Genomic DNA, 25,381 nt, shown 5'->3' on the forward strand with positions numbered 1-25,381 from the left:
GAGCGGCCAGGTGAAGATCGGCGAGCTGGCAGACCGGACCGGTGTCAGCGTGCGAGCGCTGCGCTACTACGAGGAGAAGGGCGTCCTGAATCCGGATCGAACCCGCAGCGGATACCGGATCTTCACCGACTCCGATGTCTACAAGGTGGCGCACATCCAGACCCTTCTCGCTGCGGGCCTCGGCATGGACCTCATCGGCCAGATCCTGACCTGCCTGTCCGGCGAATCCCTGCTGCTGGACAACTGCCGCGAACGTCTCGAAGCAGAACGCCGCCGGATCACCCACGACATCGAACAACTGGCCCACACCCGGTCGCTGCTTGACAACTTGCTTGCCACCACGCAGACCCCTGCGCAACACAACCTCACAGCGTCAGCCACCGCGTAGTAACGATTCCGGTCTGTCACTAACGTCCTGACCGAGGCACGATCCGGAGGCCCCCGCGGGGCGCACGCCGGCGCCGCATGAGCGAAAAGCTCCCCGGTGGTGTGGTTTTCGACCGCGCCGCTCTGGTCGACTTTGCCCATCAGGGCCGTACGTGCAGGCCATCGCATTCGCGGTCGTCGATATGAGCGACACACTGATCGTGCCTGCCACCGCCCTGGCCGAAGCCCGTCGCACGTTCCGGGGCTCCAGAAGTAGCAATCGCGCGAAAAACAACGACAATGGCTCGACCAGAGGTTATGTCGTTGTATCGGCTGTGGCCAGAGCCACAGTGAAGTTGCGACCCAATGTGTTTGGACCCGACCGCGATCAGTAACCGGTCGGGTCTTGGGGGTCGAGGAACATCGCTGAGAAATCCGGCGCTAAGCCTCTACCGCACATAGCCGCACACTATGTGCGGTAATTCGGATGCCGACCTGGGCGGATGCTTCGCCTGGGTGGAACCCTCTCGGGAAGCTATCTGCGGTAGCCGCGCTACCGCCAGTCTTCGACCGGATGGACCCCACATGCCGACACGGTCGTCTCGGAGATTGCTTGACCGATCGGTCAGGGTGTCGCACAATGAGAATCCTGACCGATCGGTCAGGGCGCGGATGGAAAGGTTGTGGTGTCATGGCGACGATGCAGGCCGTGGTGATATTCACCTCAGGCGGTCCCGGGGTGGTGCGGGTGGAAGAGATCGACCGACCGACTCCGGGAAGCGGCGAGGTGTTGCTCGAGGTGCATGCGGCCGGGGTGAATCCCGCAGACCTGCGCGGCCGGAGCGGGTTCGCGGACCTGCCGCCGCAGTACCGGCCTCCGATTGCGCGCCCGTCCATTCCCGGCGCGGACGTCTCCGGTCAAGTCGTTGCTGTAGGCGCGGACGTTGCCGAATTGTCGGTGGGGGACCAGGTCTATGGTCTTGTGCGCTTCCCGCCGTTCGACGGTCGTGGCCCCGGCCGCACGCACGCGGAGTATGTGAACGCGCCGGTCGCCGACCTGGCGCCGAAACCGCACCGGCTCAGCCACTTCGAGGCGGCGGGCGTGCCGATGGCGGCGCTGACCGCCTGGCAGCAGATCCACCGGCACGGCGCGGTTGAGCCGGGAGAGCGTGTGCTTGTCGTCGGCGCTGCGGGCGGGGTCGGTCATTTCGCAGTGCAGCTGGCGCGGCTGCACGGTGCCGAGGTTGTCGCTGTCGCGTCGGGTCGACACGAAAAGTTCCTGCGCGAGTTGGGGATCGAGACTTTCGTCGACTACACCGCCGGAGACCCGATCGGGGCCGTCGGCACGGTGGATGTCGCGATCGACTGTGTCGGCAGCATCGGGGGAGTCGATTCCGCACGCTGGCTGTCGGTCATCGTCGACGGTGGCCGTCTGGTTCCCATCACCCTGGGGTTCTATCCGCCCGAAGAGCTTTCGCGGCGCGGTATCGCGCGAGTCGGCGGACAGGTGCAGTCCAGCGGGGCGGATCTGCGCGAGCTGAACAAACTGTTCGACGCCGGCACGCTCACGGTCGCCATCGACAGCGTCTACCCCCTGGAGGACGCCCGCGGTGCGCACGAGCGCGCAGAACGCGGGCACGCCCAGGGCAAGATCGTCCTGGCAATGCCGGCGAGCGCCCGGTGACCGCAGGCCGTCGTGACGAGATCCTGGCCGCAGCCCGGGAACTGTTCCTGCGCAAGGGATACGCCGCGACCTCGATAGCCGACATCGCTGCGGCGGCGGGCATCAGCAAGGCGGCGGTCTTCTACCACTTCAAGACGAAGGAGAGCATCGCCGCCGAACTGCTGGAATCGCCGTTCACGGCTGTAGCCCGGCTGATCGAGCGAGCCGAGTCGCAGCGGCTGAGCCCAGCGCAGATCCTCGCCGACTACATCGACGGCGCGGCCGAAACCGGCGCCTTGTTCGTCGCATTCGCGACCGACCCTTCGGTGGTCGACCTCATCCCGCAACACGCTACCGATGCCGCATGCCGGCGGATCGTCGATCTGCTCGCCGGCCCGACGGCAACGCCAGCCGACCGTCTTCGCGCCCGCGCCGCCTTCGCCGTCGCCCAGACCGTCATACCCACACTGCAGGAGAACGCGGGCCTACTCGACGACGCGGCCCGGCGGGAGATCCGCGCTGCCGCGCTGCGGGCCCTGGGTACCGGATCAGGCTCCTGACACAGCCCCACTCACTGTTCGCGCAGACGACTTCTGACATCTGTGCACACTACTTCAGACATCGACAGCAGCAATGTGTTTCCGCAGGTCGAGCGTGTAAAGCATGCCGTATACGCAGCAGCGTCAACCCTTCGGGGCTTAGCGATACACCGCCGCTGGCCAGGACCAACGCCCATATCCGTTGTTTTTTCGGCGAGTTCTACCGGGTGACCGTCGAGTCCACCGAAGATGTTCCCGGTCGCTACCCGTTCCGGATGCCCCGCGAGAGCCTGGTCGCCGCTCCGCAGGACTGACGTGCACCAGGCCTGCAGGGCTGGTGCGTGTGTCCCCCCAATGGGGGACACACGCGCAGGCTGTCGTCAGCGGTCGTGGCTACCTCCCGAAGCCGCGACCCCGATTGAAGTAGGCGGTGAGCGCCTGCAAGGCCTTCACCGCGATCATCGCGGCGTAGTACCAGTGCCCGAATTCGCCGACGATCAGGAACGTCGCGAACCCGAAGGCCAGCAACAGCAATGGCAGCGGGTCGGTGGGCTGTTCGGGCGGAGTGGCGGGAGCGAGAGTGGTTCCAGTTCTCACTGGAGTACCTCCGTTTTCGGTGGTGCGAGGCCCGGTTGAACCTCACGCCGAGAACGCTCCCAGCCGCTGAAATCGGTGTTGCAATTCTCGAGTCAGAAATCCGCTAGTGCATCGAAAACTGTTGTGCTGCACCGTATTGCAGTGCGATTGGCTCACGAATCCGGATGTTCTGGACACCTTTTGTAGCTGGTGTCGACAGCGCAACGGGCCTTCGCGATCAGTTCGCGAAGGCCCGTTGTCGTATGGGTATTAGTTGGGTTCGATCGGTGGATCGCCTTGGCGCCACATGTAGAGCTGCTGCTGCCAGCATGCCCTGCGCTCGGACTAGAGCTGAACGCGTCGGAAGCCTCGCTGTTCGGATTTCACGATGACCAGACCAGGGTTTCGTCTGTGTAGTTCAGCAGCGATGTCGTCCAGCGATATTGGGCGCAGCCAGCGCTCCGAGACGGTGAGCGAGTAGCCGATTGTGATCTTTCCTATTGGGCCGTAGATCCATCTAGGCCAACGACTTTCGCCGAGTTTCGGGCCACCCTCGACCAGTTCGACGGCCAGATACCTCGTCCCATGGGCGGTGATCAGATGGATACGCGATATCGCAGTCCACAGGATTCGGCCGAATGGGCTGAGCACCATCCCCTGATCGCTGACTACCACATCGGGTGTGCGACGGATGAAACCGTGCAGTCCGAGGACAAACGTCAGAGCTCCCACGAGGACCGGAGCCAGCACGGGAAACGTCAGCGGGGACCCGGTGGTCGTAGTTGTTACGAGCAGTACCCAGCCGCCCGCGATCCCTATCGGACCCAACACCATCATCTCGGCCCAACGGACCCACGAAGATCGAAAAGTGCGTGGCGGTAGTGATACTTCCTGCGGCTGGTCCACGATCATGAACCGTAACGTACGCCGGCAGGGCAGCACGAAGTCAATAGTGCAGCTGACGCCGGACCTCACGCCCGATACGCCACCAGCCCCCGCTCGAGAGCACGAGTGTTCGTGATCATCGACTCGGAATCGGAATGGCGGAGTTCATAGTTCTAGGCTATCGACTGTGCAGTTGCAGCAGTTGTCGTACTTTTTGGCTGTGGCGCAGGCCAGGCATTTCACCAGGGCGGCCGATGCGCTGGGGGTCGCGCAGCCGTCGTTGTCGAAGCAGATTCGGACGCTGGAGAGCGAGCTCGGGGCTTCGCTGTTCAGCCGGGCGCGGGGGAATATCACGCTGACTCCGGCGGGTGAGGCGTTGTTGCCGCTGGCCACCCGGATTCTGGCGGATGTGGATACTGCGCGGCTGGAGGTGCAGGAGCTTGCGGGGCTGCGGCGGGGGCGGGTTCGGCTCGGGGCGACGCCGTCGCTGTGTTCGGGGCTGCTGGCGGATGCGCTGCGGCGGTATCACGACGCGTATCCGGGGATCAGGCTGCTGGTGGAGGAGGGTGGGTCGCGGGATCTGGTGCGGCAATTGACCAGGGGCGCACTCGATTCGGCGCTGGTGATCCTGCCGCTGGGCGAGGACACCCCGCTGGCCACCACGCCGATCCTGCGCGAGGATCTGGTGGTCACCGCCAGGGTCGACGACAGTTCGCTGCCCCAGCGTCCGCACCTGCGCATCACGGATCTGCGGGATCGACCGCTGGTGATGTTCCGGCCGGGCTACGACCTGCGGGAGGCGACGATCGGGGCCTGCCGGGAGGCGGGGTTCGAACCCCGCTTCGCGGTCGAGGGCGGCGAGATGGATGCCGTGCTGCGGTTCGTGGAGGTGGGGCTCGGGATCGCGGTCGTCCCGTCCACGGTGCTGGCCGGACGGCCCGGGCTGCGCGGGATTCCGCTGTCGGGCGACGGCGGGCGCGAGTCCCGCGGGCTGCACCGGACGGTCGCGCTCGCCCATCGCAAGGACGTCACACCCACGCACGCCGCCGGGGCGTTCCGGGCGACGCTGGAGAGTTTCGTCCGGGAGGCTGCCGCGAGCGGCGGCCTCCCGGCGGGGGTCCGGTCGCTACTGCCGCAGGCTGGAACGACCGGGACCTGAGGTAGCGGCCGGGACCTGAGGCCTAGGCGACGACCAGGACTTCGCGGAGCCGCTGGAGTTCGGACTCCGAAAGCCCGTTGGCGAGTAGCCAGTTGGCGGCCCCGCCGTGCTCGGCATGCAGGTTCCTCAGGAAGCCGAGCATGACCTCCGGGGAGACGGCCAGGATGCCCGTATTGGTCTGCGGCAGGCCCTCGTAGGACGGGAGCGCGTCGAGTCGGTCGCGGACCTTCTGGATGCGCTCGTTGGTGAGGGCGTAGTCGTGGGCGATCGCCTCGGCGGGGACCCCGACCGCGTCCAGCAGGACCGCGGCGAGCACGCCGGTGCGGTCTTTGCCTGCGGCGCAATGGAACAGCACCGAGTGGCGGTCCGGATCGATGATGAGATGAACCGCCTCGACGATGTGCTCACCACTGCCGCCGAGCAGCTGACCGTACAGCTCGGTCAGGTCGACGCGGGTCTTGTCGGGGACCAGATCCCGTGCGGCCAGCGAGGATTGCGGCGACTTGCGGATCGGCAGGTTGGCGATGCGCAGACCGGAGCCGGCGAGCAGGCCGTAGCCCTCGCGCTCCACCTCGTCGGGCAGGCGCAGGTCGATGACCGTGCGCAGGCCCAGCTTCTCGACCAGGTGCGACAGGTCGTCACAGGTGGCCTGCTGCAGCGTGGAGGAGCGCAGCACGATGCCGAAACGTGTGGTGCCGCCGCCGGTTACGGGGAGCCCGCCCAGGTCGCGCACATTGTCGATCTGGGCGAAGTCGATCCAGCGGGTGGGCATGGAATCAGTGGTCACGACGGGCTCGGTGGTCACAACAGGCTCAGTGGGCACGGCCGGCCGCCGCCTCTTCCGCGCGGGTCAGGCCGCACAGGCCGATCAGGTCTTCGTGCAGCTCGAACCAGACGGTGTGGTAACTGTCCATGATGGGCCGGGCCACGTAGGTGTGGTCGCCCTCGGCGATGCGCTCGACCGCGCGGTCGAGGCGGTCCAGGTAGCGGGACAGGCGCGGGGCGAGCCCGCCCAGGCGGCCGATGAGCGGGCGCAGGCGCTGGTGAGTCTCGTTGAGCCGGCCCAGCACCGAGGCGTCGTACTCGGCGTCGGCGTGATCGTTGACCGTGGCCGGGTCCTTCATCTGCCAGTCGGTGATGATGACCTTGAGGTCGCCGTTGAAGACGCAGAACTCGTCGTAGGCGGCGGTCATGGCGGCCGCGTCGACGGTCGCGCGCTCCTCGGCCAGCAGCTGCTCCAGGCGCGGCCGGCCCTCGGGGGTGATGCGGAAGCCGGCCGGGGTGGTGGCGCAGTAGCCCGCGGTCACCAAACCCTCACAGCAGGAGGCGATCTCGGCGGTGTCGGCGAACAGGCTGGCGGCCAGATTGTCGGCGTTCACCCGGCCCTTGATGCCGACCAGCCGCAGCACGGCCAGCTCGGTGACGGGAGCGTTCACGGAAACCTCTTCCTGCTCGGCGTTCTCGGTGGCGGCCTCGGCGTCTTCCGCTGCGACAGCGCGGTTTTCGAGGCGGTCGGCGAGCTGCTCGCCGGTCACGCCCGCCCACTGGGCGAGCTGACGGACATCGTCGAGGACGGCCTGCTCGACCGGCTTGGCGACGACCTCGCCGGGCAGCACCAGCCCGGCCCCGCCGTCGACGGTGACGGACTTGCCGGTCAGCGCCGCGACCACGCCGGGCCCGCAGCCGACCACGCACGGCCGGCCGAGTTCCCGGCTGACCAGCGCGGCATGCGAAGTGGTGCCGCCCAATTCGGTGACGATGGCCCGCGCGGCGATCATGCCGTGCAGATCGTCGGGGCTGGTGGTGGGACGCACCAGGATGACGTCCTCGCCCGCCTCGGCGCGCGCCTCGGCCTCATCGGGATCGGTCACGACGATGCCGGAAGCCAGTCCGGGACAGGCGGATTCGCCGCGGGCGAGGGGCTCCTGACCGCCGGTGTCGCCGGAGGCGGGGCGCAGCACCTCACGCACCTGGTCCGCGGTGACCCGGTCCAGGGCCTCGTCGGCGCTGATCAGCCCCTCCTCGACCATGGCGACCGCGGTGCGCACCGCGGCCCGCGCCGAGCGCTTGGCCGGACGCGACTGCAGCAGCCACAGCGTGCCGGATTCGACGGTGAACTCCACGTCCTGCAGATCGCGGCCGTCGTGCTCGAGCAGCTGGGCGGCGGCGATCAGCCGGTCGTGCACCGCGGGCTGGGTGGCGGCCAGCTCGTCGAGCGGGCGCGGGGTCAGGCGGCCGGACACCACGTCCTCGCCCTGCCCGCCGACCAGCCACTCGCCGTAGACGGGGCCGTCGCCGGTATTGGGGTTGCGGCTGAAAAGCACACCGGTGCCGGACAATTCGTCGAGGTTGCCGAACACCATGGCCTGCACGGTGACCGCGGTGCCCAGGGTGTCGGGCACGCCGCGGTTGGCGCGATAGGTCTTGGCGCGCGCGGAATCCCAGGACCGGAACACGGCCTCGATCGCACCGCGCAGCTGGTCCCACGGATCGGCCGGGACCGCGCCGTTCGCGTCGCCGAGCACGGTCTCGCGGTACTGGTGCACGAAACGCTGCCGGGTGTCCTGCGCGTAGGCCGGATTGCTGGTCTCCACGGCCAGCGCCTGCTGCACCGCGTCGGTCATGCCGAGGTTCAGGACGGTGTCCATCATGCCGGGCATGGAGATGGCCGCACCCGAGCGCACCGACACCAGCAGCGGGCGCTCCGCCGACCCGAAGCGACGGCCGGTGCCGCGCTCGATCATGGCGATGCTGTCGAGCACCTGTGCCCAGATCTCATCGGCGATGGCGCCGCGCCGCGTGTAGTCGGCCCAGCCGTCGGTGGTGATGACGAACGCGGGCGGCACCGGCAGGCCGAGAGCCCGCATGTGGTCGATGCTCCACGCCTTGCCGCCGATCTTCTCTCGCGACAGTCCGCACGCGCCGTCGAGTTCGACAACGGTCGCGCCCGCCGCAAGGTCCAGACGCTGCGCAAGCTCCGTTCCGGCCGTCATGTCACTCCTTCGAGGTCCTGGATTCATTCGCACTCCAGCGCTCCGCCGCTGCTCGAGCGGCCTGCCGGGCAATATCCCGTCCCCCACGGGACCACTACAACGAGCCTGACGGGTGAGCACGCCCACACCCAACTCCCATCCCGATCAGCGGAATGGACGAGCCGACCTTCGCGGGCCGCACCGTTGCCCAACGCGACAACCGATTTCGCGCCGACCGGGGTAACTCCCCGGGTACGCCCAAAATCGGTGCCGCTCCTGACCGCCGGCACGCGTGCGAAACCGGCAACGGCTCCCAAACCGTGCGCTGAAGTCTCGGAGAGGCGGTACCGGCGGCACGCCCGGTCAGCGGGATGGCACTTCGAAAATGGGCTACGTGGACTGCGGGTTGGGGCAGGATGGGCGGATGGATCGGCGGCACTCGGGCGGCAGCTCCGCGGCCGGGCCCGTGACGACCATTCCGGCGCTGGTGGCGGACCGGGCGCGGCGCTATCCGGAGGCGGTGGCCATTGCCGGGCCGGCGGGGCGGCTGACGTTCGCCGAACTCGCCGACGATGTCGCCGCGGTGACCCGGGCGGCCATGGCGTCGGGGCTGGAACCAGGTGACCGGGTGGGCATGTGGGCCCCCAACAGCGTGCGCTGGATCGTGACCGCGCTCGGAATGCTCGGTGCGGGAGCGACTCTGGTGCCGATCAGCACCCGGCTGCGTGGCGCGGAGACCGCGGAGGTGCTGGCCCGCAGCCACGTCAAGGCGGTGTGCACGGTCCAGGAGTTCCTGGGCGCGGACTATCCGGCCATGCTGGCCGAATCCGGCCGTCCCCTACCGGATCTGGAACATGTCATCCTGCTCGACGACGCCCGCGGCGAGAACGCGGCCGACTGGGACATCAGCTCCTGGGCAGGATTCCTGGCCCCCGGCACCGTGATCGAGCCGCAGTCCGCGGCCGAGCGCAGCGCCCGGGTGGATCCGGAGTCGGTGTCCGACATCCTGTTCACCTCCGGCACCACCGGCGCGCCCAAGGGCGTGCTCGCCACGCACCGGCAGACCCTGGAGGTGCTCGCGCAGTGGGCCGACGCGGTGACGCTGCGCCCGCGCGACCGGTATCTGCTGGTGAACCCGTTCTCGCACACCTTCGGGTACAAGGCCGGCATCCTGGCCTGCCTGCTGCGCACCGCCACCATGGTCCCGATGGAGCGCTTCGACGCCGCCCGGGCGCTGCAGCTCATCGAGAGCGAACGGATCACCGTGCTGGCCGGGCCGCCAACGCTTTTCACCGACCTGCTGGCCGCCGAGCACGATCACTACCTGCTGGGCTCGTTGCGCCTGGCCGGGACCGGCGGCGCGACCATCCCCACCGAACTGGTGCGGCGCATTCGCGAGGATCTGCGCGTCCCCTACGTCTTCACCGCCTACGGCCTCACCGAATCCATCGGCGTCGTCTCCATCTGCCCGCCCGACGCTCCGACCGAACTGGTCGCGGGCACGGTCGGAAAGACCCTGTCCGGCAGTGAGATCCGCATCCTCGACCGCGACGGCACACCGGTGGCGCCGGGCGAACCCGGCGAGATCACCGTCAAGGGCCCGAATGTCATGCTCGGCTACCTCGACGACCCCGAGGCCACCGCCGCCGCCATCGACGCGGACGGCTACCTGCACACCGGCGATGTCGGCACCCTTGACCACGACGGCTACCTGCGCATCACCGACCGGCTCAAGGACATGTTCATCGTCGGCGGCTTCAATGCCTACCCGGCCGAGATCGAGCGAGTCCTGCTGCAGCACCCGGATATTCGCGATGTCGCGGTGATCGGCATCCCCGACGAGCGGCTCGGCGAGGTCGGCCGCGCCGTCGTGGTGCCCGCCGACGGGGCCGCGACCGATCCCGCCACCCTCATCGAGTGGTCGCGCTCGCGCCTGGCCGGCTACAAGGTGCCGCGGGAGATCGTCTTCGTCGACGACCTCCCGCGCAATGCCGGCGGCAAGGTGCTCAAACAGCAGCTGCGCGATCCCAGCTGATCAGTTCGGCAGCACCGCTCGCTCAGTTCCCCAGCACCGGGCCGTCGGCCCAGCGGTACAGGTGCGCGATCGCCGGTTCCACGATGGAATCCGGGATCTCGCCGTCGAACCAGCGATCCACGTGCGTCCAGTGGTAGGGATGCAGCAGGTAATCCCCATTGAGCCCGTCCGGGTCGGCGAATTCCTGCTCCCACACATGGGTCCAGCGGCCGTGGCCCGGCACCCGGCTCAGCGACCAGGACCGGATGGCCGAGATGTGCGCGGGCATGGCCATCAGGTCGGATTCGAAGCGCGCCACCGTATCCGGAGCCGTGCCGGACCGCACCGTGAGCAGCAGGGTGCGCTTGACGCGGCGGGCGGAATCCAGCCGCACCACGCGGGCGTTCACCGGGGCCAGTGGCACCACATCGGCGGTCGCGGGCAGGACGGGCAGGACGGTCGCGGGCGCCGAGTCGGCGGCCAGATCCCAGACCGCGCCGAGTCCGCCCGTGCTGCCGGGCAGATCGACACCGGCCGAGCAGTGCGTGACCCCGGGTGTCGCGGCCGCCGCCGTGGCCTGCGCGGCGAGCTGCCCGTCCGCGTCGTCTCCGGCGGGCGGGGCGGTGAGAATCACCCAGCGGCTCATGACAGTTCCTCCTGTACCGCCAGGACGTGCCGCTCCCGCGTCAGCGCGACGGCGTCGGTGTCCGACCAGAAGGCCGAGACGGCGGGATCGGCGGCGGCCGCGCCCCGCATGCCGTAGAAGTCGTAGATGCCGGGCAGTTCCCAGATGATCTGCACGGCAACCGAATCCGCGCCGGTGTGCTCGTGCAGTACCTGAGGCGAACGCAGTCCGCGGGCGGTGGCCCCCGGCAGATAGTCGCTGCGCCAGTGGGTCAGCCAGTCCTCGGCACGGTCGGCGGGCAGGACAATACGGTCGACAACGCGGACAGGCGTCGCGGGATTCACAGCTTCGCCTCCACCTCGTTGCGATACCGATCCACGTAGGCCGCAAGGTTTTCCACGCCGTTGAGCAGGGACTCCGGGCCGAACATGGGCGGGGTGAGCACGACGCGGCTCGCGCCCGCCGTGACATAGGGGCGCACATAGCCGGGGTCGAACTCACGCGTGAAATCGAAGGAGCCCGGCCAGATGGTCATCTCGACCGCGTCCTCGGCACGTCCTGCCTCCCGTGACAACTCACGAATCCGGTCCGCGCCGCGCGCGAAGTCCTCGGACGAGATGGTGTACGGGAACCAGCCGTCCCCGACCCGGGCCGCACGCCGCACCGCCGGAGCGCTGTTGCCGCCCAGCACGATCGGGATCGACCGTTCGGGCTGCGGCAGGCAGAACTGCTTCTCGAACGACACGTGCTTGCCCTGATAGGTGGCCGGGGACTCCGTCCACAGCGCCCGCATGGCCCCGATGCAGTCGTCCAGGCGTCCGCCGCGATCCTCGAACGGTACCCCGATCGCCGCGTATTCCTCTTTCTGCCAGCCGATTCCGAGCCCGAGCAGCAACCGCCCGCCCGACTGCCGATCGATGGTGGCGGCCCGCTTGGCCAGCACCACCGGGCTGTGCAGCGGCGCCACCACCATGGCGGTGCCCAGCTTCAGGGTGCTCGACGCCGCCGCCACGAACGCCAGCGTCTCCAGCGGATCCGTCATCGGCACCCCGAGATCCCCGCCCGGCATCCGTCCGTCGGGCGAATACGGGTACAGCGGCTCGTAATCCTGCGCCACCACAACGTGTTCCACGGTCCAGATCGAATCCAGGCCGCATTCCTCCGCCGCCGCCGCGAACTCCCGCAGAAATCCGCCCGAGGTCACCAGACCCTCGAGATATGGCATGAGCATGCCGATGCGCATCGGCCGCCTCCGTCCTTCCGGGTACGACCCGCCACTGGGCCACCCTCCGATCGTGGCGTGTTAGCGGGGTCACAAATCGCCCCGGTCCCGCTCACCGAGACCCACGAAATCCCATGTCACAGCGGTAATTTCACGCAACGACAGCTGGCCCCGCACCGTACGGTGCAGGGCTGATGCGGGCGCGGCCGGACAAGGGAGCCGACGCGGCGGCGGGTCGCAGCGGCGACGGCAACCTGTTCGCCGCTATCGGTGAAAGGCCGGCGGCAGACCGCCCGGCGCAGGTCCGAGCAGCCGGGCCGATCAGCAGCTATCGGCGCCAATATGACTGGGCGGCAAGGAGTATGGGCCGATCACCACCCCTCGGTCCGTGTCCCGGTGCGGAACGCACCGGGACACGGGAGCTCCGAGAGTGGGTCAGATTTCCTTGCGCATCTGGGCGGTGAGGGGCTTCATGTAGCCCGAGCCGAGCAGGCGGCGCATGATGTTCATGGCCTTGGCGTCCTTGCCGATCAGGATCAGCGGCTTGTTCTTCCGGATGCCGTTGACGATGGTCTTGGCGCAGTCCTCGGGGCTGGTCTGGGCCAGGCGGTCGAAGTTGGCGGCCAGATCGTCGCGGTCGCGGGTGGCGGCGGCGCGGGCCTTCCAGGCGATCTCGGTCTTGATCATGCCGGGGTGGATGCTGGAGACGCCCACGTTGTAGCCGGCGATGATCATCTCCTGGCGCAGTGCGTCGCTGATGGCGTGCATGGCGTACTTGGAGGAGCTGTAGCCGCCCTGGCTGGGGCAGGCCACCAGGCCGAACATGCTGGAAACATTGGCGATGTGCCCGTCACCGGAGGCGATCACGTGCGGCAGGAACGCCTTCACGCCGTGCAGGGTGCCCCAGTAGTTGATGCCGAAGATCCACTCCAGGTCTTCCCAGGAGACTTCCTCGATATTGGCGGTCAGCGAGACGCCCGCATTGTTGACGACGACATTGACCTTGCCGAAATCCGCGACCACCTCGTCGGCGTGCGCGTACACGGCCGCCCGGTCCGTCACGTCCAGCTTGTAGGCGCGGGCCTTGGCGCCCTCCTTCTCGCACAGCGCCACGGTCTCCGCGACATTGTCGAGATTGCGCCCGGACAGCGCCAGCTGCGCGCCGTTCCGGGCCAGCTCCAGGGCCAGCGCCCGGCCGATGCCCGCTCCCGCACCGGTGATTACGGCGACTTTGCCGTGGAAGTCCTTCATGGGTGTTTCCTTGTCTCGCAGCGGAGTTGTTACTGGGTGGTGAAGCCGCCGTCGGCGATGAATTCCGCGCCGGTGCTGTAGGAGGAGTCGTCGGAGATGAGGAACAGCACCATGTTGGCGAGTTCCTCGGGGGTCGCCGGGCGGGCGATGGGCTGATTGGCCGCGATGTTCGCCGACCGCTCGGAGGCCGCGACCATCTCGGTCGCCACGATGCCCGGGTGCACGGAGTTGACGCGGACATTGTCGGCCGCGAATTCCTGTGCGGCCGTTTTGGTCATGCCGCGCACGGCCCACTTGGAGGCCACGTAACCCAGGATGTTGGAGTAGCCGATGAGCCCGCCGGTCGAGGAGATGTTCACGATGGAACCCACCCCGGCCCGGCGCATGGACCCGATCACGGCCTTCATGCCCAGGAACACGCCGACCTGGTTGACGTCGATCACCTTGCGGTAGTCGGCCTCCGAGAGCTTCTCGATGGGGTCGACGTGCACGATGCCCGCATTGTTGACCAGGCCCGAGACCGGGCCGAACGCGGCCTCGGTCTGCGCGACCACGTCGTTCCAGGCCGCCTCGTCGGTGACGTCGAGCGGGAGGAACCGTGCGGCGTCACCGATTTCGGCCGCGACGGCCTCGCCTGCCTCGGTGAGCACGTCGGTGATCACCACCCGCGCGCCCTCGGCCGCGAGCTTGCGGGCGAAGGCCGCGCCCATGCCGCGCGCTCCGCCGGTGACGACGACGACCTTCGAATCAACCCGTCCCATGTCAGTTCTCCTGTGCCGCTTCGGATTCCGCGTCGGCCAGGTGGTTGGCCGCGATGTAGCCGAACACCATGGCGGGTCCGATGGTGGCGCCCGCGCCGGCGTAGTCGTTACCCATGACGGCGGCGGAGTTGTTGCCCGCCGCGTACAGGCCGTGGATGACCTCGCCCTGGTCGTTCAGCACGCGGGCGTGCTCGTCGGTGACCAGGCCGCCCTTGGTGCCCAGGTCGCCCGGCACCATCTCGACCGCGTAGAACGGGCCGCGCTCGAGCGGGGCCAGAGTCGGGTTGGGCTTGACGGTCGGATCGCCGTAGTAGCGGTCGTAGGCCGAGTCGCCGCGCAGGAAGTCCTCGTCGCGGCCCTTGCGGGCGAAAACATTGAAGCGCTCGACGGTGGCCGCCAGCTTGTTCGCCGGAATGCCCAGCTTGTCCGCCAGCTCGGCCAGGGTGTCGGCCTGCTTGATGATTCCCGCGTCGAAGTACTTCCGGGGCAGCGGCCGCTTGGGGAAGTTGCCCAGGAACAGGTACCGGTCGCGGAAGTTCTGGTCGAAGATGAAGTGCGCCGGGATGCTGCCCGGCACCTTCTTCTCCTCCTCGTACATGGTGTGCACGACGTTCACGTACGGCGCGGACTCGTTGACGAAGCGCTCACCCTTGGCATTGACCACGATGGCGCCCGGCTGCGAGCGCTCGGCCAGCATGAAGAACGGCGGGCCCCCGGGGTTGCGCACGGACGGACCCCACCAGGCGTCGTCCATGAGATCCACTGCGGCGCCGGCCTTCTGGCCCGCCACGATGCCCTCGCCGACATTCTCGGTCGCGCCGACGGTCCAGCCGGTGTTCTGCGGCCCGTCGATGTACTGCTTGCGCATCTCCAGGTTGTGCTCGAAGCCGCCCGCGGCCAGCACCACGCCGCGGCGCGCCTTGATGGTGACGGGTCGGCCCTCGTGCTCGGCGCGAATGCCGACCACGGCGTCGCCCTCGACGATCAGGTCGGTGAGCGGCGTGTTCAGCCACACCGGCACGCCCGCGTCACGCAGCGACAGCCACAGCCGGGCGGCGAGGGCCTTCCCCAGGCTGAGCGGCTTGGCGCCCTTGATCAGGTTGAGCGCGGTCTGCGCGCCGACCTTCATGGCGGTCTTCTTGCCGGTCCAGGTGCGCGCGATCATGTTCAGGTCGTGGAAGTCCTTGACCGTGATGGCGATGCCCTTGGGCGCGGACATGGTCGGCTGGTTGATCTTGTGCAGATCCCCGCCGAGCAGGCGGCCGTCGATCGGCTTGGGCTCGATGCTGCGGCCCTGCGCCAGACCGCCCGGGAACTCCGGGTGGTAGTCGGAGTAGCCGCGGTCGTAGGCGAAGTCCCAGTGCTTGGAGCGAGCGCCGATGTAGCGGAACATCTCCGGGCCCTGCTCCAGGAACGCGCGCTGCTTGGCCTCCGGAACCCGGTCGCCGACAACGGCTTTCAGGTAGGTGCGGGCCAGCTCCGGGCTGTCCGGCACGCCCGCGGCCTGCAGCACCGGGTTGTTGGGCACCCAGATGCCGCCGCCGGAGCGCGCAGTGGAGCCGCCGAACAGGCGGCTCTTCTCGATGAGGGTGACCGACAGGCCCCGGTAGGCGGCGGTCAGCGCGGCGGTCATACCCGCCGCGCCGGAACCCACCACAACGACGTCGAATTCGAATTCCATGAATCTCGTTCCTTAGTAGCCGCAGCTGGTCAGCATGCCGCCGTCGACGACGAATTCGCCTCCGGTGCAATAGCTCGAGGCGTCCGAGGCCAGGAACAACGCCACCTCGGAGACCTCGACCGGCTGACCCCAGCGCGGAATGGGCAATTCGGAGAAGAAGGTGTTGCCGTCCACCCCGGACGCGCCCGCGACGGACGCGGTCATGGGGGTGGCGATGCCGCCGGGATGAATCGAGTTCACCCGGATACCCGAGTGCCCCAGTTCCCGGGCGGCGGACTTGGTGAGCCCGCGCAGCGCGAATTTGCTCGCGCTGTAGGCGGAGAGACCGGCCGCACCGACGAAGCCCTCGACCGAGGAGACGTTCACGATGGACCCGCCGCCGGCGGCGGTGAGCGCGGGCGCGGCCGTCTTGATGCCGAGGAAAGCGCCGGTGACGTTGATGTTCATGATGGTGTTGAACTCGTCCAGGCTCATCTCCACGATGCGCTTGAACCGCAGGATGCCGGCATTGTTGATCAGCACATCCAGCTTGCCGAACGTGGTGGTGGCCGCGGAAACCGCTGCCTGCCAGTCGCTTTCGCTGGTGATGTCGTGGTGCACGTAGTGGACGGCAGCGCCCAGCTCGGCGGCCAGCGCCTTGCCCTCGTCGTCCAGCACATCACCGAACACGACCTTGGCGCCCTCGGCCACGAAGCGGCGCACGTGCTCCGCTCCCATGCCCCGGGCGCCACCCGTCACCAGCGCCACCTTGCCGTCCAGCTGTCCCACCGATTCCATCCCTTCCTCTGCTCGTCAACCGACGCTAAGTCCCGATGCGGAACCCCGGCACGATGTGGTCCCGGCCACTGAGACAGACCCATGACCTGAGGCTATGGGTGCAGTTGTATTCCGGTTAGGCATAAGCGCCCTGACGGGTGAGGCAGCGTCGCGGCAAGGAGCCCCGGATGAAGTTCTCGATGATCTTCGAAGCGCAGATGACCGACCCCACCGCCGCGCACGAGGCCCAGGTGCTGCGCGATTGCGTCGAGCAGGCCGTGCTCGCGGATCAGGTCGGCTTCGACGCGGTGTGGGCCGTCGAGCATCACGGGCTCAAGTGGTACGCGCACATGAGCGCGCCGGAGATCTTCCTGACCTGGGTGGCCGCCAAGACCTCGCGGGTGCGCATCGGGCACGGCGTGGTGTGCATGCCGTTCGGCTTCAATCATCCGGTACGCACCGCTGAACGCGCGGCCATGCTCGACGTGCTCTCCGGCGGCCGCCTGAACCTGGGCGCCGGCCGCGGCGCGACCACCGTCGAAACCTCGATGTGCGGAGTCGATCCCGACCGCACCTATCAGGAGGTCGAGGAATCGCTGCGCATGATCGCGGCCGCCTGGCAGGACCCCGAGGGCGAATTCGAGTACCACGGCGAGCTTCTGGACATCGACCCCCACCACCTGCTGCCGCGCCCGGTGCAGCGCCCGCATCCGCCGCTGTTCATGGCCTGCACCAAGAAGGACACCCTGAAGCTGGCCGCCGAGTACGGAATCGGCGCGCTGGTCCTGGGTTTCGCGGGCATCGAGGAGATCGCCGAACTGCGCGGCATCTACGACGAGGCCATCGCGGCCCGCACCGGCGAACGCTTCGTCTCCACCGTGGTCAACGATCATTTCGCGGCGCTGTGCCCGACCATCGTCCTCGACGATCGGGAAAAAGCGCAGCAGATCGGCGCGCGCGGCCAGCGCTTCTTCGCCCAGTCCATCAAGTACTACTACGGCGCCGGTCCGGTCCCCGACGAGGCCGTGGACCCGGCCGTCGACGAGATCGCCAAGATGAAGCAGGTCGCCGACGAACACGTCGCCTACCTGCACGAGGCCAAGATCCCGGTGAAGACCGGATCCACCGCGATCTTCAATACCGAGCACGCCTACGGCACTGCCGACGACGCCATCGCCTACGTCGAGCGGCTGCAGGCGGCCGGGGCCGACGAGATCCTGTGCCTGATCCAGATGGGCACCGTGCCCCAGGACGCATGCCTGGAAACCATCCGCCAGTGGGGCGAGAAGGTCATCCCCCGCTTCCGTACCCGATAACACCGTCGTAACCAGTAGACGACCGACAAGTAGATGACACAGAAAGAGGTCGAAATGGCTGATCTGACAGGCAAAGTCGCCCTGATCACCGGCGCCGCCCGCGGCCAGGGTGCGGCCGAGGCGCGACTGTTCGTGGAGCGCGGCGCCAAGGTGGTCATCACCGACGTGCTCGAGACCGAGGGCAAGGAGCTCGCCGAATCCCTCGGCGACGCCGCACGTTTCGTGCGCCACGACGTCACCGACGCCGAGAGCTGGGACGCCGCCGTCAAGGTCGCCGTCGACACGTTCGGCAAGCTGGACGTGCTGGTGAACAATGCGGCCATCTACATCATGAAGCCGCTCACCGAGACCACCGCCGAAGAGCTGGAACGCATCCTGAAGGTCAACCTGATCGGCGCCTTCCACGGCATCAAGGCCGTGCTGCCCGCCATGACCGCGGCCGGCGGCGGCTCCATCGTGAACATCTCCTCGCAGGCCGGGCTCGAGGGCTTGATGAACCACAGCGCCTACGGCTCCTCCAAGTGGGGCCTGCGCGGCCTGTCCAAGATCGCCGCCCTGGAGCTGGGCCCGGCCCAGATCCGGGTCAACTCCGTGCATCCCGGCCCGATCGCCACCCCGATGGTGCCCTACCTGACCACCGGCCCCGGCAGCTTCCCGACCCTGCCGCTGGAGCGCACCGGCCTGCCCGAGGAGGTCGCCGAACTGGTCGCCTTCCTCGCCTCCGACGCCTCCGCCTACGTCACCGGCGCCGAGGTGACGGTCGACGGCGGCCTCGCGGCGGGCAAGTTCATCCCGCGGAACATGCAGTAAGACAGCGCGATCCAGGAAGGCCCGCAATGACACTGTCCCCCGAATGGCAGACCTTCGTCGACGCCGCCACCGCGGCGTTCCCGGCGCTGGGCACCGAGGTGCTCGACGCCACCGAAGCGCGGGCCTTCCTGGCCGCCCGCCCCGCCGCCGCCGTCGAACCGATTCCCGTTGCGGGAGTGGAGGAATGGCTGGTGCCGGGGCCCGAGAACGCGCCGGAGGTGGCGGTGCGCCTGTACCGGCCGCTGAACGCCGAACCCGTTCCGGCCGTGGTGGTCTTCTACCACGGCGGCGGATTCGTGCTGTGCAGCCTGGACTCCCACGATCGGTTCTGCCGCACCATGGCCAACGAGGCCGGGGTCATCGTGGTCTCGGTCGACTACCGCCGCGCCCCGGAGGCCCGCTTCCCGGCCGCGGCCGACGACGCCTACGCCGTCCTGCGCTGGGTCGCCGACCACGCCGAATCCCTGGGCGGGGATCCCGATCGCATCGCGGTGGCCGGGGACAGCGCGGGCGGCAACCTCGCCACCGTCGCCGCCCTCACCGCGCGCGACAACGGCGGTCCCGACATCGCGTTCCAGCTGCTCATGTACCCGCTGCTGGACCCGAACTGCGACCGCCCCTCCCACACCGAGAACGCCGAGGGCTACTTCACCACCGCGGCCCACATTCGGTGGTACTGGGAGCAGTACCTGTTCTCGGACACCGAGAAGTCCGACCCCTACGCCAATCCCACCATCGCGGACCTGACCGGACTCCCGCCCGCCCACATCGCCACCGCGGAATTCGATCCGCTGCGCGACGAGGGCGAGGCCTACGGGCAGCGGCTGCGCGAGGCGGGCGTCGAGACCGAGATCCACCGCTGGAACGGCACCGTGCACGGGTTCATGTCGATGGCCTTCCATCTGCGAGAAACCCAGCGCGCCAATGCGACCGCGTTCAGCGCGCTGCGCCGGGCGCTGGCCCGCACACCCGTCGTCTGAAATTCCCCGTGGGTTCACGGGCGGACCGGTTAGCATCACCTGCGTTCACATATCTGAAACGTCAGGAATTCTCTTGCCGGTCGCACGCCTCATCCCCTCGGCGACGAATCATGCCCGATTCGCCACGGGGGCAGCCGCTCTCACCGCGGCCATCACCCTCACCGCGGCCCTGGCGGGATCCGCCGGGGCCGCACCCCAGTCCTTCGGCACGCTGGCCCTGTCCCGGCTGAAGAACGCCGCGGTCGCCGACATCGGCACCACCAAGGTGACCGCCGACGCCGCCGCGATCCGCGACTGCGCCAACTACGACTGTGAGATCGTGCTCCGCTTCACCGGCGGCTGCGGCGCGGTCGCCCAGGGCGCGGACGGCACCTGGGGCTGGGCCCAGGGCGCGAGCCTCGACGAGGCCGAACAGAACGCCGTCAACGGGCTCGGCCAGAGCGCTCCCCCGTTCCCCGACCTGGGCAGCGCGCAGCCCCGCGCCGCCCACGTCGTTGCGAGCACCTGCACCGAAAGCGGTCAGTAGCACCGGTTTTCGAGGCTCAGTGCGGGTACTGGGCCTCGTAGGCCGCGCGTTCGGCGGCCCGGCGGGCAGCCCGCGCCGGATTCTCCAGGTCCTCGGGGAAGCCGTGCTTCACCAGGCGGTGCGCCCGGTTCATCGGCATGTAGGCCACGATGTAGAACAGCGCCAGCAGCAGGCCCAGCAGGATCACCGCCAGCTTCAGCCACAGCTCACCCGGCAGCAGGAATGCCAGCGCGAACACCGGGACCAACGGCACCAGCTGCCGCACGAGGTGCCGCGGCACCGCCCAGGGGCCGGTGAGGTCGTTGCGCACCCACTCGTGCAGATCCTCGGGCAGCACGCGCCCGCACGAGTAGCCGAGCCACTGAACAGGGTTGGGGCGCTTCATTTCCGGTTTCCCTTCGTCGATCCGGTCTGCTCGCCATCCGCCAAGACCGACCGCCGCGCCGCGGCGTTGACCCGGTTCAGCACCTCGCGCAGCTCCTCGAGATCCGCCAGGCTCACCCCCAGTCGCGCCACCACCGCCGGCGGAATCTGTTCCGCCTCCCTGCGCAATTCGCGCCCGGCCTCGGTCAGATCCACGACCAGATTGCGCTCGTCGTGACTGTCGCGCCGGCGAGTGATGAGCCCGGCCGTCTCCAGCCGCTTCAGCAGCGGCGAGAGCGTCGGCGAATCGAGTTGGATGGCCTCGCCGATGTCCTTGACCGACATCGGCGCCTCACCCCACAGGGCCAGCATCACCAGATACTGCGGATGCGTCAGGCCCATGGGCTCGAGCAGCGGCCGGTACACCGCCAGCACCGCCCGATTGGCCACCGCCAGCGCGAAGCACACCTGCCGGTCCAGCCGCAGCGGGTCCTCGACCTCCAACTCCACCGCTCAGCCCTCCTCGATCGTCTTGGTTAGGGCAATAATAGTTAATGCACTAACTGTTCGTCGACAATCGGGTGGGGTAATCGATGTCACACGCTCAACCCTGCAGCGCCTGCCGCATGGTCAGGATCCGACCGGTGTCCATGTAGTCACGGAAGAGCGTGACCAGGCCGTTCTGCACGCGAATCACATTGACAGAGCTGCGAATCCAGGCGCGCGGCTGCCCCGGGCGGGTGATGTCGATATCGACCTCGGTGATGAGCAGTTCCGGATCGCCGGTCTCGTGCACGACCGGACGGATGCCATGCAGCTCCAGACTCGGCATTCCCGACCAGCGGGAGGCCAGGTACTCGCGGATCGCCTCCCGGCCCTCGATGCGGGTGGGCTCACCGGGAATCGGGAACGGGATCTCGAATACGGCATCCGGATCGAAGAGCGCGACGAACCGGTCGGCATCGCGCGAGGGCAGGCTCTGAAACAGCTGTTCGACAAGGTCACGAGGGGTTTCGACGGAAGTGGACACGACTGCCTCCAAAAACGGAACGTTGGACCCGGTTAGTATTCGGGGCGTGCGCCCCGTTTGTCAACGGGTGGGTAGGCTGTCGGAGTGACGGATCGACCCCTGCGTGCCGATGCGCGCCGCAATCGCGAGCGGGTGCTGGCCGCCGCCCAGGAAGCCTTTGCCGCCGAAGGCCTTTCGGTGCCGCTGGACGAGATCGCCCGGCGGGCCGGCGTCGGGGCGGGTACGGTGTACCGCCACTTCCCCACCAAGGAGGCGCTTTTCGAGGCCGCCATCCTGGATCAGGTCGAGAAGATCACCGCACACGCCCGCGACCTGACCACCGCCGACGATCCGGGGACGGCGTTCTTCGAATTCCTGGAGAAGCTGGTCCTGCAGGGCGGCGTCAAACGCGACCTCGCGGACGCATTGCGCGCCAACGGCGGTGAATACCCGCGCACGGTCTCGCGCGACCTCGAAGCAGCACTGGGGACCCTGCTCTCCCGCGCCCAGCAGGCGGGCGCGGTGCGGCCCGACATCAGCGTCGGCGACCTGCTCACCATCATCAAGGGCATCTTCCTCGCCGCACACGACACGGGCGCGACCCCGGGACTGCGCGAGCGCACCTTCGCCGTGATCACCGACGGATTACGCACCTCGCGCTGACCGGCCGGAACACACGGAGACCAGCCCGTCCGGCCGTTCGCAAACCTGGGGCAATAATCGCTGAAATATTGCGGAATTGACTGAAGCGCGGGCGAATCGCGCGTCCAGTTCGGCGATGTCCGCACGTTTTCTCAACTCGGATGCTTTGATGCACCATGTGCTGACCGGTTGCCTCTCCGGCACCTCGGCCCGGGGCTGTTCTTCGACGTTCATCCGCACGAGTTGACGACAGGAGATCGGATTCGATGAAGCGTGCGATCCGCGCCGTCGCGGTCATGACCGGACTGGCACTCGCAGCCTGCGGTAACACCCCGAAACCCGACGACGCGCCGCTGTCGGCGCCACCGCGGACGCTGACCATCGGCATCAAATTCGATCAACCCGGGCTATCGGTCGAGGGACCCGACGGCAAACCCTACGGCTTCGATGTCGACAGCGCCGTCTACATCGCCGACAAGCTCGGCGTCACCCCCGACCACATCACCTGGCGCGAGGCCCGCACCGATCAGCGCGAGGACCTGTTGAACTCGGGCGCAGTCGATTTCATCGTCGCCTCCTACTCCATCACCGCCGCCCGCCAGCAACTGGTCTCCTTCGCCGGGCCCTACCTGCTGGCCGGGCAGGACCTGCTGGTGCGGCAGAGCGAACGCGCCATCGACCAGCCCGAGGACCTGAACGGACGCACCGTCTGCACCGCCGAGGGCTCGACCTCCGCAGACAAGATCCGGCGCAGCTTCGCCCAGAACGTGAAGCTCGCCACCCGCGACACCTACGCGGAGTGCGTCGCCGACCTGATCGCGGGCACCATCGACGCCGTCACCACCGACGACGTCATTCTGGCCGGATACGCGCATGAACACCCGGGCGTGCTGCGCGTGGTCGGGCACCGCTTCACCCGCGAGCGCTACGGGGTCGGCGTGCGCAAGGGCGATCTCGAATTGCAGAGCCGCATCACCACGGTCATCCGCATGATGATCGACGACGGCAGCTGGCGGCGCGCCATGGACGCCGATCTCAACGCGAGTGGATACCAGCCGCTGCCCGCGCCGGTGGTATTCAATGCGCCGGATAAAACGGTCACTCCCGGCGATCCGACCACCCTCGATCCGGAATTGGTGAATGCCGCCACGGCCGTCGCGGCCACCTCCAATGCTCGCGACTGGGAGGGCTTCCGCTCCCTGGTCTGCCCCGAAACCGCCGACACCATCGACCAGATCGTCTTCCAATACACCCCGCAATTCGACAAATCACTCGGTGCGGAAGTGAAGAACGCCGGCTACACGAACACCGTCACCGGAGTCACCCAAAACGACCCGAACTCCGCCACCTTCGCATTCCACGAAACCTTCACAAACGTCCCCGAGAAATACCGCAGCTACTTCAAGGACATCGATTACACCGGCACCATGGTCCGGCGCAACGGTGCCTGGAAGCTGTGCGGCCTCGCCGCGGATTTCGTCGAACCCTGACCGCCGGATAAATACGGTGCACCGGGACGGGCGGTGGACCTACCGTGGACGGCAGTCGAGAGGAAGGAAAGTCCCATGTTTCCCGTCGAGCTGCGCGGTACTCGGGCGCAGACGCTCATGTGGGCCCACGAGCACGAGGTCGAGCCGGCCGCGCTGCAGCAGCTGCGGAATATCGCGCAACTGAAGTGGGTATACGGGGTACGGGTGATGCCGGACGTGCACCTGGGCAAGGGCGCGACGGTCGGCTCCGTCATCGCCATGAAGGACGCGGTCGCGCCCGCGGCGGTCGGGGTGGACATCGGTTGTGGAATGGAGGCCGTGCTCACCTCGCTGACCGCGGCCGATCTGCCCGACAACCTGCACTCGCTGCGATCACGGATCGAGGCGGTGCTGCCGGTGGGATTCGCGGCCCACCACGACCCGGTGAACGTGAACCGGTTGAACGCAGAGGTTTTCGGTCAGCGCGCGGCGGGCACCACCCTGCGCGCGGGGTGGGAGCGCTTCTGGAAGGCGTTCGATTCACTGGATCCGGCCGTCCAGGCACGCGAGTCCAAGGCACACAAGCAGATGGGAACGCTGGGCGGCGGCAACCACTTCCAGGAGCTGTGCATCGACACCGAGCAGCGCGTGTGGATCCTGCTGCATTCCGGAAGCCGCAATATCGGCAAGGAACTCGCCGAGCGGCACATGACCGTGGCCCGCAGACTGCCGCACAATGCGGATCTGCCGGATCGCGACCTGGCGGTATTCCTTTCCGGGACACCGGAAATGGATGCCTACCGCCATGACCTGACCTGGGCCCAGGAGTACGCGGCGCGCAACCGCGCCGTCATGCTCGCCCTGGTCTGCAAGGCAGTGCGCGACGAATTCCACGGTCTGGACGTGCGATTCGACGATCCCATCTCCTGCCACCACAACTATGTGGCGGAGGAGATCATCGACGGGATGCCCATGCTCGTCACCCGCAAGGGCGCGGTGCGTGCGGGCGCGGGCGACCTGGCGCTGATTCCGGGGTCGATGGGCACGCGCTCATATGTGGTGCGAGGCAAGGGGAATCCGGCCTCGTTCCAGTCGGCGTCGCACGGCGCGGGCCGGCGGATGAGCCGCAATGCGGCCAAGCGCCAGTTCACCGTGGCCGACCTGGTCGCGCAGACCGAGGGCGTGGAGTCCCGCAAGGACGCCGGGGTGATCGACGAGATCCCCGCGGCCTACAAGGACATCGACCAGGTCATCGCGGCCCAGTCCGACCTGGTCGATATTGTCGCCACGCTGCGGCAGGTGCTGTGTGTGAAGGGTTGACCGGGGTCAGCGGCGGCGGAAGGTCGCCGCTGCACCCGCACCCACCAGCAGGATGCCCACGATGAGCGGGAATCCCGTTTGCAGCCACTGGAACAGCGCGATGTGCATGTCATCGGACACCGGCAGATCGCCGATCAGGCGGAAGGTGTCGTCCGGGAAGATGAAATGGATGATCCCGGGCAGCACCCCCCACACCAGCCCGGCGATGATGGTGCCCGCCGCCGAATAGGCGGCCAAGGCCGCCACCAGCAGGAACACCACTGCGGCAATGAGGATCTCGACGGTGGACCCGACGCGGTCGGCGAAGTCCCCGAGGATCGTCCACTGCCTGGTGCCGGCCGCGCCGCGGGCGGCGAGGACGATGCCGACGGGGGTCAGGATCAACCCCATCAGCGCGCCGGTCACCGTCCGCGAAACACCTCCACTACTGCGAAACTCTGTACCCGGCGGAGTCCACCCCGCGGGCGACGGAAACT

At 68.1% G+C, this 25,381-nt stretch carries 27 protein-coding genes; 12 read left to right on the forward strand and 15 right to left on the reverse strand.

Translation table 11 applies throughout. The features are described 5' to 3' along the window. Positions 1 to 10: 10 nt before the first annotated feature. The 3 genes from ACFXHE_RS12340 to ACFXHE_RS12350 all read left to right on the forward strand — a co-directional run bounded on the left by ACFXHE_RS12340 (position 11) and on the right by ACFXHE_RS12350 (position 2,589). The gene (locus ACFXHE_RS12340; RefSeq protein WP_379382461.1) at positions 11 to 388 is read left to right on the forward strand and encodes a MerR family transcriptional regulator; all 378 of its coding nucleotides are present in this window, start codon (positions 11 to 13) and stop codon (positions 386 to 388) included. Positions 389 to 1,057: 669 nt separating this feature from the next. Further along, positions 1,058 to 2,050, forward strand: coding sequence for an NADP-dependent oxidoreductase (locus ACFXHE_RS12345; RefSeq protein WP_379382463.1), 993 nt, complete (start codon positions 1,058 to 1,060; stop codon positions 2,048 to 2,050). Beyond that, on the forward strand, positions 2,047 to 2,589 hold the full coding sequence (locus ACFXHE_RS12350; RefSeq protein ID WP_379382465.1) for a TetR/AcrR family transcriptional regulator: 543 nt from the start codon (positions 2,047 to 2,049) through the stop codon (positions 2,587 to 2,589). Before ACFXHE_RS12345 ends, ACFXHE_RS12350 begins: the two co-directional genes overlap by 4 nt. A gap of 372 nt (positions 2,590 to 2,961) precedes the next feature. Here the strand turns inward: ACFXHE_RS12350 and ACFXHE_RS12355 are convergent, their stop codons facing one another. After that, the gene (locus tag ACFXHE_RS12355; RefSeq protein WP_379382467.1) at positions 2,962 to 3,165 is read right to left on the reverse strand and encodes a hypothetical protein; all 204 of its coding nucleotides are present in this window, start codon (positions 3,163 to 3,165) and stop codon (positions 2,962 to 2,964) included. Between the two features lie 324 nt (positions 3,166 to 3,489). Then, positions 3,490 to 4,056, reverse strand: coding sequence for a hypothetical protein (locus ACFXHE_RS12360; RefSeq protein WP_379382469.1), 567 nt, complete (start codon positions 4,054 to 4,056; stop codon positions 3,490 to 3,492). 160 nt (positions 4,057 to 4,216) lie between these two features. Between ACFXHE_RS12360 and ACFXHE_RS12365 the strand changes: the two genes are divergently transcribed. Further along, a complete protein-coding gene (locus ACFXHE_RS12365) occupies positions 4,217 to 5,188 on the forward strand; it encodes a LysR family transcriptional regulator (RefSeq protein ID WP_379382471.1) in 972 nt (323 codons plus the stop codon). 22 nt (positions 5,189 to 5,210) lie between these two features. Here the strand turns inward: ACFXHE_RS12365 and ACFXHE_RS12370 are convergent, their stop codons facing one another. Together ACFXHE_RS12370 and ACFXHE_RS12375 are read right to left on the reverse strand one after the other, a co-directional pair. Further along, a complete protein-coding gene (locus tag ACFXHE_RS12370; RefSeq protein ID WP_379382473.1) occupies positions 5,211 to 5,975 on the reverse strand; it encodes a tyrosine-protein phosphatase in 765 nt (254 codons plus the stop codon). Between the two features lie 25 nt (positions 5,976 to 6,000). Next, positions 6,001 to 8,181, reverse strand: coding sequence for a pyruvate, phosphate dikinase (locus ACFXHE_RS12375; RefSeq protein ID WP_379382475.1), 2,181 nt, complete (start codon positions 8,179 to 8,181; stop codon positions 6,001 to 6,003). A gap of 403 nt (positions 8,182 to 8,584) precedes the next feature. On the opposite strand from ACFXHE_RS12375, the gene ACFXHE_RS12380 reads away from it, so the two are divergent. Beyond that, complete coding sequence (locus ACFXHE_RS12380) at positions 8,585 to 10,195, forward strand: FadD3 family acyl-CoA ligase (protein WP_379382477.1); 1,611 nt, start codon at positions 8,585 to 8,587, stop codon at positions 10,193 to 10,195. 22 nt (positions 10,196 to 10,217) lie between these two features. Here the strand turns inward: ACFXHE_RS12380 and ACFXHE_RS12385 are convergent, their stop codons facing one another. The 7 genes from ACFXHE_RS12385 to ACFXHE_RS12415 form a co-directional block, all read right to left on the reverse strand. Continuing rightward, complete coding sequence (locus tag ACFXHE_RS12385) at positions 10,218 to 10,820, reverse strand: Dabb family protein (protein ID WP_379382479.1); 603 nt, start codon at positions 10,818 to 10,820, stop codon at positions 10,218 to 10,220. Further along, entirely contained in the window at positions 10,817 to 11,143 is a 327-nt protein-coding gene (locus ACFXHE_RS12390) for a hypothetical protein (protein ID WP_379382481.1), read from the reverse strand. The genes ACFXHE_RS12385 and ACFXHE_RS12390 overlap by 4 nt, the downstream gene beginning before the upstream one ends. Beyond that, on the reverse strand, positions 11,140 to 12,042 hold the full coding sequence (locus tag ACFXHE_RS12395; protein WP_379382483.1) for an LLM class F420-dependent oxidoreductase: 903 nt from the start codon (positions 12,040 to 12,042) through the stop codon (positions 11,140 to 11,142). Before ACFXHE_RS12395 ends, ACFXHE_RS12390 begins: the two co-directional genes overlap by 4 nt. Positions 12,043 to 12,456: 414 nt before the next feature. Beyond that, positions 12,457 to 13,272 carry an SDR family NAD(P)-dependent oxidoreductase gene (locus ACFXHE_RS12400; protein ID WP_379382484.1) on the reverse strand — a complete coding sequence of 272 codons (816 nt, stop codon included), beginning with the start codon at positions 13,270 to 13,272 and terminating at the stop codon, positions 12,457 to 12,459. 29 nt (positions 13,273 to 13,301) lie between these two features. Next, complete coding sequence (locus ACFXHE_RS12405; RefSeq protein WP_364617214.1) at positions 13,302 to 14,033, reverse strand: glucose 1-dehydrogenase; 732 nt, start codon at positions 14,031 to 14,033, stop codon at positions 13,302 to 13,304. Between the two features lies 1 nt (position 14,034). Continuing rightward, positions 14,035 to 15,714: a 3-oxosteroid 1-dehydrogenase gene (kstD, locus tag ACFXHE_RS12410; RefSeq protein WP_379382486.1), complete on the reverse strand. Its 1,680-nt coding sequence runs from the start codon at positions 15,712 to 15,714 to the stop codon at positions 14,035 to 14,037. Between the two features lie 12 nt (positions 15,715 to 15,726). Further along, entirely contained in the window at positions 15,727 to 16,482 is a 756-nt protein-coding gene (locus tag ACFXHE_RS12415; RefSeq protein ID WP_379382488.1) for a glucose 1-dehydrogenase, read from the reverse strand. Positions 16,483 to 16,658: 176 nt separating this feature from the next. Between ACFXHE_RS12415 and ACFXHE_RS12420 the strand changes: the two genes are divergently transcribed. From ACFXHE_RS12420 to ACFXHE_RS12435, 4 genes are all read left to right on the forward strand, one after another. Next, the gene (locus ACFXHE_RS12420; protein ID WP_379382490.1) at positions 16,659 to 17,786 is read left to right on the forward strand and encodes an LLM class flavin-dependent oxidoreductase; all 1,128 of its coding nucleotides are present in this window, start codon (positions 16,659 to 16,661) and stop codon (positions 17,784 to 17,786) included. Between the two features lie 54 nt (positions 17,787 to 17,840). After that, the gene (locus tag ACFXHE_RS12425; protein WP_354834881.1) at positions 17,841 to 18,596 is read left to right on the forward strand and encodes a glucose 1-dehydrogenase; all 756 of its coding nucleotides are present in this window, start codon (positions 17,841 to 17,843) and stop codon (positions 18,594 to 18,596) included. A gap of 26 nt (positions 18,597 to 18,622) precedes the next feature. After that, positions 18,623 to 19,576, forward strand: coding sequence for an alpha/beta hydrolase (locus ACFXHE_RS12430; RefSeq protein WP_379382492.1), 954 nt, complete (start codon positions 18,623 to 18,625; stop codon positions 19,574 to 19,576). Positions 19,577 to 19,649: 73 nt separating this feature from the next. Then, complete coding sequence (locus ACFXHE_RS12435) at positions 19,650 to 20,102, forward strand: DUF4189 domain-containing protein (RefSeq protein ID WP_379382494.1); 453 nt, start codon at positions 19,650 to 19,652, stop codon at positions 20,100 to 20,102. Between the two features lie 16 nt (positions 20,103 to 20,118). Here ACFXHE_RS12435 and ACFXHE_RS12440 read toward each other — a convergent pair whose 3' ends face one another. From ACFXHE_RS12440 to ACFXHE_RS12450, 3 genes are all read right to left on the reverse strand, one after another. Beyond that, the gene (locus ACFXHE_RS12440; RefSeq protein ID WP_354834872.1) at positions 20,119 to 20,487 is read right to left on the reverse strand and encodes a DUF5313 family protein; all 369 of its coding nucleotides are present in this window, start codon (positions 20,485 to 20,487) and stop codon (positions 20,119 to 20,121) included. Next, complete coding sequence (locus ACFXHE_RS12445; protein ID WP_379382835.1) at positions 20,484 to 20,969, reverse strand: MarR family winged helix-turn-helix transcriptional regulator; 486 nt, start codon at positions 20,967 to 20,969, stop codon at positions 20,484 to 20,486. Before ACFXHE_RS12445 ends, ACFXHE_RS12440 begins: the two co-directional genes overlap by 4 nt. A 100-nt stretch (positions 20,970 to 21,069) precedes the next feature. Continuing rightward, positions 21,070 to 21,495, reverse strand: a complete 426-nt coding sequence (locus tag ACFXHE_RS12450) for a nuclear transport factor 2 family protein (protein ID WP_379382496.1) — start codon at positions 21,493 to 21,495, stop codon at positions 21,070 to 21,072. Between the two features lie 84 nt (positions 21,496 to 21,579). Here ACFXHE_RS12450 and ACFXHE_RS12455 point away from each other — a divergent pair, with 84 nt between their 5' ends. From ACFXHE_RS12455 to ACFXHE_RS12465, 3 genes are all read left to right on the forward strand, one after another. After that, a complete protein-coding gene (locus tag ACFXHE_RS12455) occupies positions 21,580 to 22,137 on the forward strand; it encodes a TetR/AcrR family transcriptional regulator (protein WP_379382498.1) in 558 nt (185 codons plus the stop codon). Between the two features lie 245 nt (positions 22,138 to 22,382). Further along, positions 22,383 to 23,606 carry a glutamate ABC transporter substrate-binding protein gene (locus ACFXHE_RS12460; RefSeq protein ID WP_379382500.1) on the forward strand — a complete coding sequence of 408 codons (1,224 nt, stop codon included), beginning with the start codon at positions 22,383 to 22,385 and terminating at the stop codon, positions 23,604 to 23,606. 75 nt (positions 23,607 to 23,681) lie between these two features. Then, complete coding sequence (locus tag ACFXHE_RS12465) at positions 23,682 to 24,905, forward strand: RtcB family protein (protein WP_379382502.1); 1,224 nt, start codon at positions 23,682 to 23,684, stop codon at positions 24,903 to 24,905. A 6-nt stretch (positions 24,906 to 24,911) separates the two neighbouring features. On the opposite strand, the gene ACFXHE_RS12470 is transcribed toward ACFXHE_RS12465, so the two are convergent. Continuing rightward, a complete protein-coding gene (locus ACFXHE_RS12470; protein ID WP_379382504.1) occupies positions 24,912 to 25,310 on the reverse strand; it encodes a hypothetical protein in 399 nt (132 codons plus the stop codon). Between the last annotated feature and the right edge of the window lie 71 nt (positions 25,311 to 25,381).

This window comes from Nocardia sp. NPDC059229 (assembly GCF_042754165.1).
Lineage (GTDB): Bacteria > Actinomycetota > Actinomycetes > Mycobacteriales > Mycobacteriaceae > Nocardia.